This window comes from Bacteroidota bacterium (assembly GCA_039714315.1).
GTDB lineage: Bacteria > Bacteroidota > Bacteroidia > Flavobacteriales > JADGDT01 > JADGDT01.
This window is the reverse complement of sequence record JBDLJM010000106.1, coordinates 1-11136: the sequence shown is the minus strand read 5'-3', so window position 1 is coordinate 11136 and position 11136 is coordinate 1. Positions and strand designations below refer to the sequence as shown.

At 34.0% G+C, this 11136-nt stretch carries 14 protein-coding genes; 4 read left to right on the top strand and 10 right to left on the bottom strand.

Going from position 1 to position 11136, the window contains the following annotated elements:
- Positions 1–6: 6 nt before the first annotated feature.
- The gene (locus tag ABFR62_10470) at positions 7–1233 is read right to left on the bottom strand and encodes a pitrilysin family protein (GenBank protein MEN8138843.1); all 1227 of its coding nucleotides are present in this window, start codon (positions 1231–1233) and stop codon (positions 7–9) included.
- Positions 1234–1523: 290 nt separating this feature from the next.
- On the opposite strand from ABFR62_10470, the gene glgP reads away from it, so the two are divergent.
- On the top strand, positions 1524–3209 hold the full coding sequence (gene glgP / locus ABFR62_10465) for an alpha-glucan family phosphorylase (protein MEN8138842.1): 1686 nt from the start codon (positions 1524–1526) through the stop codon (positions 3207–3209).
- A gap of 66 nt (positions 3210–3275) precedes the next feature.
- Here the strand turns inward: glgP and ABFR62_10460 are convergent, their stop codons facing one another.
- From ABFR62_10460 to ABFR62_10445, 4 genes are all read right to left on the bottom strand, one after another.
- Positions 3276–3704 (bottom strand): DoxX family protein, encoded by a 429-nt coding sequence (locus ABFR62_10460; protein ID MEN8138841.1) that lies wholly within the window; start codon positions 3702–3704, stop codon positions 3276–3278.
- Positions 3705–3804: 100 nt separating this feature from the next.
- Positions 3805–4203 (bottom strand): hypothetical protein, encoded by a 399-nt coding sequence (locus ABFR62_10455; GenBank protein MEN8138840.1) that lies wholly within the window; start codon positions 4201–4203, stop codon positions 3805–3807.
- A 93-nt stretch (positions 4204–4296) separates the two neighbouring features.
- A complete protein-coding gene (locus ABFR62_10450) occupies positions 4297–4578 on the bottom strand; it encodes a hypothetical protein (GenBank protein ID MEN8138839.1) in 282 nt (93 codons plus the stop codon).
- A gap of 23 nt (positions 4579–4601) precedes the next feature.
- Positions 4602–5171: a sigma-70 family RNA polymerase sigma factor gene (locus ABFR62_10445; protein MEN8138838.1), complete on the bottom strand. Its 570-nt coding sequence runs from the start codon at positions 5169–5171 to the stop codon at positions 4602–4604.
- 168 nt (positions 5172–5339) lie between these two features.
- On the opposite strand from ABFR62_10445, the gene ABFR62_10440 reads away from it, so the two are divergent.
- On the top strand, positions 5340–5783 hold the full coding sequence (locus ABFR62_10440; protein ID MEN8138837.1) for a thioredoxin family protein: 444 nt from the start codon (positions 5340–5342) through the stop codon (positions 5781–5783).
- Positions 5784–5843: 60 nt separating this feature from the next.
- Here ABFR62_10440 and ABFR62_10435 read toward each other — a convergent pair whose 3' ends face one another.
- The 5 genes from ABFR62_10435 to ABFR62_10415 form a co-directional block, all read right to left on the bottom strand.
- The gene (locus tag ABFR62_10435) at positions 5844–7016 is read right to left on the bottom strand and encodes a MalY/PatB family protein (protein ID MEN8138836.1); all 1173 of its coding nucleotides are present in this window, start codon (positions 7014–7016) and stop codon (positions 5844–5846) included.
- 12 nt (positions 7017–7028) lie between these two features.
- Entirely contained in the window at positions 7029–7703 is a 675-nt protein-coding gene (locus ABFR62_10430) for a DUF2461 domain-containing protein (GenBank protein ID MEN8138835.1), read from the bottom strand.
- A gap of 114 nt (positions 7704–7817) precedes the next feature.
- The gene (locus tag ABFR62_10425) at positions 7818–8027 is read right to left on the bottom strand and encodes a hypothetical protein (GenBank protein MEN8138834.1); all 210 of its coding nucleotides are present in this window, start codon (positions 8025–8027) and stop codon (positions 7818–7820) included.
- Positions 8028–8049: 22 nt separating this feature from the next.
- Positions 8050–9414, bottom strand: coding sequence for a dGTP triphosphohydrolase (gene dgt, locus ABFR62_10420; GenBank protein ID MEN8138833.1), 1365 nt, complete (start codon positions 9412–9414; stop codon positions 8050–8052).
- Between the two features lie 16 nt (positions 9415–9430).
- On the bottom strand, positions 9431–10012 hold the full coding sequence (locus ABFR62_10415; GenBank protein ID MEN8138832.1) for a DUF3109 family protein: 582 nt from the start codon (positions 10010–10012) through the stop codon (positions 9431–9433).
- Between the two features lie 152 nt (positions 10013–10164).
- Here ABFR62_10415 and ABFR62_10410 point away from each other — a divergent pair, with 152 nt between their 5' ends.
- Together ABFR62_10410 and ABFR62_10405 are read left to right on the top strand one after the other, a co-directional pair.
- Positions 10165–10746, top strand: a complete 582-nt coding sequence (locus tag ABFR62_10410) for a MarC family protein (protein MEN8138831.1) — start codon at positions 10165–10167, stop codon at positions 10744–10746.
- The gene (locus tag ABFR62_10405) at positions 10747–10911 is read left to right on the top strand and encodes a hypothetical protein (protein MEN8138830.1); all 165 of its coding nucleotides are present in this window, start codon (positions 10747–10749) and stop codon (positions 10909–10911) included.
- Positions 10912–11136 lie beyond the last annotated feature (225 nt).

The window sequence follows — 11136 nt, the reverse complement described above, 5'->3', positions numbered from 1 at the left end:
AAAGTATTACTTCGCTCTATAGATAAGCGTAGTTAGTTGCGAAGGATCAAATACCTCCCGCGCTACCTGCTGAATATCTTCTGCACTTATCGCATTTATTTTTTCTATTACAGATTCATAAGATTCTATTTTGCCGAAAGTCAATAATGCTTTTCCAAAAGACAACATCGAATTTGCATTATTCTCCTGTCCGATAGCCATCTGACCAATAAGTTGTTTTTTTGCTTTGCTAAGTTGTAAAACTCCTAATGGTTTATCTCTTAGAGTTTTCATTTCTTTAAAAACAAGCTTTATGGTTTTTTCAACACTTCCTTTATCAGTTCCCAGATATATACCAAAAACACCTGTGTCGCTATAAGGAGTATAGAATGATTCCAGATTATATGTAAAACCGTATTTTTCTCTGATGTTGAGGTTTAGTCTTGTGTTCATACCTGTTCCTCCCAGTAAATTATTCAACAGAATAAGAGCCGTTACTTTTGGGTGGTTGGCATCGTAAGCCCTGTTTGCTATTATGGCGTGAGTTTGGTATGTATCCATCTTCTTTTCCACAAAGCGGGGCTTATATTCATTTATTGGAATTCTTTTTCTGTTGCGGTGTTTTTTTGGAACGTTGATGCCATATTTCTCGATTAAGTGTTTAAGTTTTTTTTCTGAAATATTTCCGATAGAGGAAAAAACCAATTCATCAGTTGAGAAAGTTTCATCCAAAAACTTAATTACTTTTTCTTTGTTAAAAGATCTTACTGTTTCCGGGCTACCTAAAATATTATTCCCAATTGGATGATCCCTGAAAATCATAGCCTCTACATCATCGAATATCAATTCAGACGGATTATCCTTATATGAGAATATTTCATCTATAACTACGTCTTTTTCCTTATTTAATTCTTTTTCAGGAAAAGTTGACGAGAACATAATATCAAAAAGAAGTTCGATGGCTCTTTCGTAGTATTCGGTTAAGAATGAGGCATAAATACTTATGTCTTCTCTGGTAGTGAAAGCATTTATTTCGCCGCCAACATCGTCTAACCTGGATAGGATATGGTAAGCTTTTCTTTTGGCAGTTCCTTTAAAAATTGTGTGCTCTATGAAGTGAGCAATACCTTGCTCATTATCCATTTCATCTCTTGTGCCAATATTTAAGATAAATCCGCAGTGCGCTATTGGACTATCAACGTTTTTGTGAACTACCCTAATTCCATTGGGTAATTGAAACTCAAAAAATTCCATTTTGCAAATCTACGGTCTTTTTATGAAAACGAAGAGCTTTGGCAAATTAATCTAAACATTAAAAACATGATCAAATTAATAAACAGGAAGAGGTCCTGTAATCTAATACTTACAGTGAAATTTAACATTTGTAAATTAATTTAATAGCGCTATAGTGTAATGTGTTGATTTTTGTAACTTTACATCAGTTGTTAAGTAAGTGTAACAAATACACTCACTTTTGAAATTCTAGCAAAACAATCTTTATTTTAGCAGAGAGGAAAATAGTAATTAATTAAACAATTAGAACAATGTCACACTTACCAGAAGCGTACAGACACCCATATAATATCAATAAGAAATACGAGAAGAGCGTTGCATATTTCTCAATGGAATTTGCTATTGATCAAAGTTTAAAAATTTACTCAGGAGGTTTAGGTTTCTTAGCCGGGTCTCACATGCGTAGTGCTTATGATTTAAAGCAAAACGTGATAGGTATAGGAATTCTTTGGAAAAAAGGATACTACGATCAGGAGCGTAAGGAAGACAGATGTATGGAGCCTACTTTCCGTAACAAGTATTACGATTATCTAGTAGATACAAATATTAAGTTTACTGTTCAGATTAGTGGATCACCTGTATGGGTAAAGGCCTATTTTTTGAAGCCCGAAACTTTTGGAACTGTACCAATGTTCTTTCTTTCTACGGATTTACCGGAGAATGATTACCTAAGTCAATCGGCAACCTTTAATTTATACGATGCTGATCCTAAGGCTAAAATAGCTCAAAGTATTATTTTGGGTATTGGAGGAGCTAAGTTGTTGGATGAACTTAACTACGAGCCGGATGTTTATCACCTAAATGAAGCTCACGCACTTTCTGCAGCTTTCCATTTACATGGTAAGTGGAAAGATTTAGATAGATTAAAAAGTAAAATGATTTTCACAACCCATACACCGGAAGAGGCGGGTAACGAAAAACACGATATTAATTTGTTGAATAGTATGAGTTTCTTTAATGGACTATCTCTTGAAGAGGTAAGAAAAATTACGGGGATTAAAGATGATGTATTCAACCACTCACTTGCTGCCTTACGTGTAAGTCATATTTCTAATGGTGTTTCTAAGCTTCATGGTGAAGTATCGCGCGATATGTGGAAGGATTATGATAATATAGCACCAATACTTCATGTAACAAATGCCCAAAATAAAAAGTATTGGGCTGATCACGTTCTTGAAAGTGCCAGAAAAGCAAAGGATGTTGATAGGTTAGATGATCGTAAGGTATTCTTAAAAAAGAAATTGTTTGCTGAGGTAGCTGATCAAACAGGTAAAATTTTCGATCCTGAAGTTTTAACAATAGTTTGGGCAAGAAGATTCGCTGAATATAAGAGACCTGAATTAATTACCAGAGATGTACAACGTTTCCGTAGATTAATGGAAAGAGTAGAGCAACCTGTTCAGATTATTTGGGGAGGTAAGCCTTATCCGTTAGATTATGGTGCTGTTAATACTTTTAACGGTTTGGTTCATTTGAGCAGAGAGTATAAAAATATGGCTGTACTTACAGGATATGAATTAAAGCTATCTAAGAAAATGAAAGAAGGTTCTGATGTATGGTTGAACAATCCAAGGGTTACACGTGAAGCTTCAGGTACTTCAGGGATGACAGCAGCGATGAATGGATCGGTTAATTTCTCAACTTATGATGGTTGGGTATGTGAGTTTGCAACTCCTGAAAACAGTGGACACAATTCCTATGTTGTGCCTGTAACCGACATCAATCTTCCAAAGTACGAACAGGATGTTCAGGATATGGATAAAATATTCGATATTCTTGAAAATGAAATTATTCCTACTTACTACAAAGACAAGAATCGTAAGGCATGGAATAAGATCGTTATGAATTCAATGAATGAAGTAGCTCCTTTCTTTGATGCTGATAGAATGGCTGATGAATATTATAAAAATATTTATACTTACGCTGACAAGAAATAATAATTCTCAATAATAATAGAAACCGCTATTCTGTAAAGGATAGCGGTTTTTTTTATCCGATATTAGTTATTTTATTTTAAGCACTTTATCAATACTAAATTTTCCCGGACCGTATATTAAAAGGGTAAATAACATTATCATATAATATAGTGGAATTTCAAAACCATTGTTCCCTGCCTGGAATCCATTTGTTAAATGCACAGTTTTAATAGCTACTATCATTACAATAATCAGAGGAATTGATATGGCTCTGGTAAGTAGGCCTATAGTCAGTAGTATAAAACCTGCAAATTCTGTCCCTGTAGCCATATATGCGTTTAATCTTGCAAATGGTAAGCCCATACTTTCGAACCACTCTACAATTCCATCAATATTATTTACTTTCATCATTGCCGGCTCGTAAAATCCGTATGCCAGAACCAGTCTTATTATTAAAAGAGGAATATCTTTTAAAGATCCTAATATATTTACAGCATTATTATAAATAGTTTTCATAATAGTTGTATTGATGTTTATTTGGTATTATTTTTTGGACATAAAAAAATCTCTGAAAAACAGATTAAACAGAGGGTGATTTTAATTTTAGCCTATGTGATTATGCTACACCACATTTTCCGGTACCACATTTTTCGGATTTTTTTTCTGTTTCCTTTTCTGTCTTAGTTTCAGCTTTTTTCTTGTCATCGCCGCACTTACCTTCACCACATTTACCTTCACCGCATTTTTCAGATTCTTTCTTTGTTTCGGTCTTGGCTTCTGATTTTTTCTTTTCTTCACCACATTTTCCGGCTTCTGATCCTTCTGTACTTGTTGCAGTGTTAATATCGTAATCAGACCAGTCAATACTTGCTAATTGAATATTATCTGTAGCAGAAACTTCTTCCTTGTCGTTAGATTTTAGAACGTTAAATTCAGAATCTGAGCTTAAGAACGTAATCGCCGTTACGGTAATAGTCGCAAAACTAATCAGGGCTACTTTCTTTAAATTTTTCATCTTGTAATGTTTTTAAGTTATTAACTACTTTAAAAGTTTTTGTAATTTATTTGTAGTAATAGTCGGGGGAATCTTAAAAACCTTACAGATTGTTTAAAGAAACTTTTCGATTTCACGTTTCAATTGAAGTTTCTTTGCTTCCGATAGCTTGTCAATTCTGGAATGTTCGAGAGAAAACTTTTTTACTTTTTTAATTCTGTCTGTGATTATTTTATTCTGCTTATGATATTCGCTACATGGTTTGCACGACATGAGATGGGCATGAAGGTTAATTTTATCCTTAACTTTCAAACCTTCATATTGACTTTTGTCTGATAAAAATGTTGCCTGATCACAACTTATCATCATCTTATATAGTCTTCTCTTGATATTCATAATTTTGTTTGGATTAGTAGTTGTTATTTTTCTAAAAACCAGTTAGTCTCTAAACATTCCCTTAGCTGTACCCTCGAACGGTGTAATATCACCCATAGATTAGACGATGAAATATCGAGGTCATTACACACTTCCTCTGTTTCAAAACCACGCATAGTTTTTAGTTCGAATACTCTGGCATATTTTTCAGGCAGTTCCTGAACACATTCTTTCAAAACTTTTGAAAATTCTTCTACGTTGAATTGTTCGTCGTTAGTATTATCCCAACTCTGGGGGACTCTTTCATTTTTCCAACGACCTAACCAGTCTTTATTATCGTCAAATGGGCTCATTTGACTAAAATTGCGTTCGTGTTTGGATGAAGCTTTACGGTAATAGTCTATAATTTTACGTTTCAATATCGAGTATAACCATGTTTTTTCGGTAGAGTTACCCTTAAAATTGTCTTTACCCTTTAAGGCCGACAGGAAAGTATCCTGCACTAAATCTTCTGCAACATCACTTTTACTAACTCTTGAAACAGCAAAACTGAACATGTTGTCTGAGTATTCATCTACCCATATTTGCGGATCTAACCTGTGTTTTCTGATCATTAATTAGTACATTTTGTATGATAAGTAATTTACACAAAAATATGATCTGGTTCATATTTTTGTGTAATTTTGTTTGATAACCAATAATAAAAACAAATGCGTTACCCGGTATTTTTTAGTATTCTTTTTTTAGTAATCGCTTGCACTTCACAGGAAAAAATTAATAAGGTGATAGTGGATCCTGATATTAATAAGGAAATTTTAATTGGCAAAGTTGATGAAGAAGGATTGAAAAATTATTCAGTTTTCGATGAGGCAGATGTCTACTATGAACATTATAAAGTTGATAAGGGTATAGCAGCTAAGATAGCTGTCGATTCTGAAAACATTAAGATAAAGGTAGTTTTCGGATCGTGGTGTGGCGATTCTAAAATAAATGTTCCGGCATTTCAAAAAATTGTTAAAGAATCCGGATTCGATAAAACAAATATTGAATACTACGCAGTTGATAGGAAAAAAACAGGGGGAGATGTAGATTTAAGTGCTCTTAATGTTAAATATGTTCCGACATTTATATTTTATAGAGATAATAAAGAAATTGGCAGGATAGTAGAGTATCCGAAAGGTAAAAGTCTGGAAGAAGATTGGCTGAATATTGTTTCGGAGAAATAAAGACAAAAAACGAGTCCCACAAAAATCATTATTTTGTGGGACTCGTTTATTTGGAATTAACTAACTTTTTAATTTATCAACAGCATCTTTAAGCTGTTGCATAGCTTTTTCTATTATTATTCTCGAAGTAGCAACATTAATTCTCGCAAAACCATTTCCTTGCTCTCCGAATTCACTCCCCTGATTTAATCCAAGTTTTGCATCATTAATTAGGAATTGTTTTAAGTCCTGGTGATTTAATCCAAGTTTGTTGAAATCAAACCATAATAAATATGTTGCCTCATTTTTTGAGATACTTATTTCCGGTATATTATTTTCAACAAAATCAAAAATATACTTGGTATTTTCTTTAATGTAATCTATAGCAGAGTCAAGCCATTCTTCACCGTGGTTATAGGCCGCGATTAAAGCTTCTGTGCCTAATGTATTTCCGAGTGACAGATGAAGAGAATTTAGCTTGTTTCTATATGCTTTCCTCAGATGACGGTTTTCTATTATTGTATATGCAATGGCCAGTCCTGCAATGTTGAACGATTTAGTTGGTGCCATACATGTAATTGTAATGTCTGCTGCTTCTTTTGAGGTTGAAGCAACCGGAATATGTTTTTTGCCTGACATTATCAGGTCGGAATGAATTTCGTCAGAGATAATTTTAACATCGTACTTTACACATAATGAAACAAGTTTATTAATTTCATCACTTGTCCAGGCTTTACCAACCGGGTTATGAGGGTTACTCAATATAATAAGTTTAACTCCATCGGCAAATGATCTCTCCATGTCGTCAAAATCTATAGAGTATTCTCCATTTGAGTTTATTAACGGGTTTTCTACAATTTGCCTTTTGTTTGTTTTAATAAGTTCGAAAAAAGGATGGTAAACCGGAGGTTGGATCATTATTTTATCACCTTCGTCTGTTAGTGCCTGTATAGATAATGCTAATGCAGGAATTACACCATTGACTACCGAAATTGATCTTTCGGAAATACTCCAGTTATGTCTTTTTTGTTGCCAGTTAACTATAGAATCGAAAAATTCATCATCTTGAAAAGTATAGCCGAAAATAGGATGATTAATTCTGTTTTTTAAGGCTTCCTGAATTGGATCAGCAACTGCAAAATCCATATCGGCAACCCAAAGAGGAATTACATCTTCTGTTTTAAAAAGAATTTTTTTGCGTTCTATTTTAATTGCTCTTGTGTTTTCCCTGTTGTAAATTATGTCGAAATTCAATTTGAGTTTTATTTAATTGTTATTAATAGCTGTTTTGAGGAAGTCGTTAATTGGTTTTGAAACAAAATAATGGTTTAAGATTATCTTTAACAAATCTTCGCCAATTATTTCCCGAGGATCAATAAAAGCCTGATAATAAAACTGCTTGTTGAAAATTAGTTCCTGTTCCTTTGAACTCTCCACTAATTCTTTTGGAAGTCTTTTGTTTTTCTCTCCCTTTATACCTTCGGGGAAGTGTTTCAAAAAAACTTTGTTTGAAATTAGACTCTTAAATTCAGCCTGATTTGATGAGATATGTTTTCTTATTTTATCCAGTTGAACTTTGTCAGGAGTCCATGCCCCTCCAAATATTCCAAGATGTTCAGGATTTAGTTCTATGTAGATACCGGGGTCGCTTTTGTCTTTTCTTCCCTGTGGCGAAATTATTGCGCCAACATGGAGCTTATATGGAGTCTTATCCTTAGAAAACCTTATATCTCTGTTAATTCTAAAAATAGCATCCTTTACATCTAAATTTATAGCACTGTCATCTTTATTAATTTCGTCAATTACTTTTCCGATAAATAATTTGAAAGGCTCCCTCACAATATTCTCATATCGCTTTCTGTTTGTGTCGAACCAGTCTTTATTGTTATTTGCTGCAAGTTCTTTGAAGAAATCAATAAAATCTTTTTGAAAGTACACCATAGCAATTTAATTGAAGGTTTATAATATAGCCTACAATTTAGCGATAATCATAAAATAATATCGTGAAGATTTTATTAAAGTTGTTTATTTCTTTAATCAGCCAGGGTAAATGAATCAATCTTTTTTTTCAGAATCAAGCAATTTTCGTTTTTGCTTTTTATCGTATCGCCAAAAAAGGAAGAAAGGAATTAAAATAAACATAATTGCCAGTACTCCAATACCCGTAAGTATATTAGCTTTTTCAATTTGAAAATATTCTAATATCGAACCTATAACTACTATCATCGGTATAATAGTGGCCAGGATTTTCATCGCTTTATCCATGTGAAAAGTATTTTTTTTAGCGCTACTCAGGTAGCTGAATTCCTTTAAGCTTCTTGTATAGTGTTATCGCATAGCTATCGGTCATAGACGATACATAAGCACATACATTTAATATTCTTTTATATAAACTGTAGTCAGGTACTCTGTTTTCTCCAATAAACTCAGTAGGTAATAAATCCAGGGTAAGTTTATCGTAACTTGTAGGAGTGTTATTGTGTAAATTGTTGACAGCATTGATGAAGATATCCATTAATCCTGCAAGTACAATAAATCCTGCAGCTTCAATTTCAATAACTTTTCTGCTTTTATACACCCTCTCCATAGTGATTTTCTTTATGTCTTCTACTGCTGCACGGTGTTTACTATGGTCAATTAGCGATTTGTTGAATGTGCCATTTAATATTGTGTCTTCATTTTTAAGAAAAATATTTGTAATATCTTCAACTAATTCCCCAATTGCCAGAGCTCTTAAATAGCTATATCTGTCAGAGTCGAGTTTCATTTGAAAATACTTCTCTTTTATCAGCTTGTTTTTAACTATGGGAATAAGGTATTCTAACGCATATTCTTCGGGAATTAAACCTAAGTTCAAACCATCTTCAAAATCTATGATGGAATAGCAAATATCATCTGCCGCTTCTACCAAATAAGCCAGTGGGTGACGAACCCGGTTGCTGTGATTGTTGTCGCGAAAGCGCATTAGTTTTAAATCATCTGCAATCTCTTCGAAAGCATCTTTTCCTGTTTGAAAAAAACCGTATTTTTTTTCTACAACAGATATCGGACTCTCAAATTTTGGAAGAGATTCTTTTGGGTATTTGGTAAATGCACCCAGAGTTGCGTATGATAATCTCACACCTCCTTCAACACCTTGATTTGAATCGGTCAGAAGGCGAAATCCATTTGCATTGCCCTCAAAATTTGTCAGATCCATCCATTCTTCCGGAGTTAGTTCTATCTGAAACTTTCTGCCGTTTCCTGTTTTGAAATATTCGCCAATAGCTTTTTCTCCTGAATGACCAAAAGGCGGATTGCCAATATCATGTGCCAATGCTGCTGCGGCAACTATTGCTCCGAAGTCAGATGATTTATAACCATGAATTTCCTGTAACTGAGGATGACGACTTAGAATTTCCTTTCCTGTTAGTCTTCCTAAAGAACGACCAACACTCGACACTTCAAGGGAGTGTGTAAGTCTGGTGTGCGCAAATCCACCTTTAGATAGTGGGATTACCTGCGTTTTATCCTGTAGGTTTCTGAATGGCGTTGAAAAAATTACACGGTCGTAATCAACATCGAATCCCGAACGGGTTTCATCCTGTTCTTTTCTCAGTCGTTTGTTATTATCGCCGAATCTTTTCAATGACAATAAGTCTTCCCAGTTCATCATAAGTTATAATGTTTTATTTTCCAAACTGCTTAATATATTCTTCAGCTACATGCTCAAGTTCCATATACCAATTTTTACCAAATTTATTAATTAATGGATCTTTTAAAAATTTATATACAGGAACTTTTAGTTCTCTGCCCAGTTCACAGGCATCAGAGCAGATGTCCCATTTGTGGTAATTAACAGCCGAAAACTCTGAGTAGTCAGTTATTCTGATTGGATATAAGTGACAGGAAGAGGGTTTGCGCCATGAAATTTCACCGGCATTGTAAGCATCTTCAATTCCGCATTTTGCTATTCCGTTTTTGTCAAAAACAGTATAAGCACATTCTTTTCCATCAATCAGGGGAGTTACTAACTCGCCAAATTCATCTTTTGTCCACGTACCATGATCTTCAATTGCTTTTATACCTTCAGGTCTTATGAAAGGTTTAACCTTATCAAAAATTTCCTCAAGTATTTTTATTTCCTCCTTAATAAGCGGAGCTCCTGCATCTCCCTGGATGCAGCAATCCCCCTTGCATTTTTCAATATTACAAACAAATTGTTTCTCAATAATATCTTCCGAAACAAGAGTCTTACCTATCTGTATCATGCCGCAAATATAATTAAAGAATGCTCTAAATCAATCTATTATTGATATACGAAACTATAAAGGTTATAAATGCCTGTTTTTTAATTTAAAAAATCATAGCTTTAGGGAGTTAAAATATATCTTTGTCGGTAGATTAATAAATTATAAGAGTAATGTTGGAAATAAACTTAAAGGAAATTGTAACTGCCACGATGGTTCTTTTTGCGGTTATTGATATTATTGGAAGTATCCCTTTAATTTTGGATTTAAGGGCAAAAGTAGGTCATATCCAGTCCGAAAAGGCTTCATTGGTTTCAGGTGTTATAATGATATCATTTTTGTTTGTGGGTGAATCTATTCTCCGACTTATTGGAATTGATGTAAATTCTTTTGCAGTAGCCGGATCTTTTATATTTTTCTTCTTTGCTCTGGAGATGATTTTGGGAATTACTCTATTCAGAGATGAAGAACCCGAAACAGCATCTATTGTGCCTCTGGCTTTTCCTCTTATTGCCGGGGCGGGTAGTTTAACATCTATTTTATCGCTGAAAGCAGAACTCCATACTATTAATATTGTTATTGGAATTATTCTTAATTTATTTTTGGTTTATTTTGTGTTAAAGCGATCCTATGTGATTGAAAGAATACTGGGAAAGTCAGGTATCAGTGTTATACGTAAGATTTTTGGAATTGTTCTTCTCGCTATAGCAGTTAAACTTTTTACAACTAATATTCAAGGCTTAATTCATTCCTAAATGGAAAAGTGGCGTTTATATTTAATTTTGGCCGGAATAGTGCTGGTTGTATACAATATCGGAAATATTGATTTTGGAGATTTATCATCAAGCAGCCTTGCTGTCACGGGTGTAATTGCTTCAATTGCATTTGTTGTAATGTTGATTGCTTTTAGGAAAAAGTAGTTTGTTTTTGATGGATTTGGGCGTGCCCTGTCGATTACTTCTAAAAAAAGAAGTAATCGACAGGTCGGGCTTTCGCTCATACTCCTCGGTCGCTAACACTTCGACTTCGCTCAGTGTCCGCTCCCTGCGGGGTATCCGCTCTATCCCTCACGCTTTGAATAAATAGAAAAAAAGGGAAATTCATTTTTCTTTTTTGATGTTTTCAACACAATGTAGAGGGATGCG

Excerpts from the sequence above, each read along its gene's own strand:
- glgP (MEN8138842.1), top strand. The coding sequence starts at position 1,524 with ATGTCACACTTACCAGAAGCGTACAGACACCCATATAATATCAATAAG.
- ABFR62_10445 (MEN8138838.1), bottom strand. The coding sequence starts at position 5,171 with ATGATCAGAAAACACAGGTTAGATCCGCAAATATGGGTAGATGAATAC.
- ABFR62_10460 (MEN8138841.1), bottom strand. The coding sequence starts at position 3,704 with ATGAAAACTATTTATAATAATGCTGTAAATATATTAGGATCTTTAAAA.
- ABFR62_10455 (MEN8138840.1), bottom strand. The coding sequence starts at position 4,203 with ATGAAAAATTTAAAGAAAGTAGCCCTGATTAGTTTTGCGACTATTACC.
- ABFR62_10415 (MEN8138832.1), bottom strand. The coding sequence starts at position 10,012 with ATGATACAGATAGGTAAGACTCTTGTTTCGGAAGATATTATTGAGAAA.
- ABFR62_10405 (MEN8138830.1), top strand. The coding sequence starts at position 10,747 with ATGGAAAAGTGGCGTTTATATTTAATTTTGGCCGGAATAGTGCTGGTT.
- dgt (MEN8138833.1), bottom strand. The coding sequence starts at position 9,414 with ATGAACTGGGAAGACTTATTGTCATTGAAAAGATTCGGCGATAATAAC.
- ABFR62_10430 (MEN8138835.1), bottom strand. The coding sequence starts at position 7,703 with ATGGTGTACTTTCAAAAAGATTTTATTGATTTCTTCAAAGAACTTGCA.
- ABFR62_10450 (MEN8138839.1), bottom strand. The coding sequence starts at position 4,578 with ATGAATATCAAGAGAAGACTATATAAGATGATGATAAGTTGTGATCAG.
- ABFR62_10425 (MEN8138834.1), bottom strand. The coding sequence starts at position 8,027 with ATGGATAAAGCGATGAAAATCCTGGCCACTATTATACCGATGATAGTA.
- ABFR62_10470 (MEN8138843.1), bottom strand. The coding sequence starts at position 1,233 with ATGGAATTTTTTGAGTTTCAATTACCCAATGGAATTAGGGTAGTTCAC.
- ABFR62_10410 (MEN8138831.1), top strand. The coding sequence starts at position 10,165 with ATGTTGGAAATAAACTTAAAGGAAATTGTAACTGCCACGATGGTTCTT.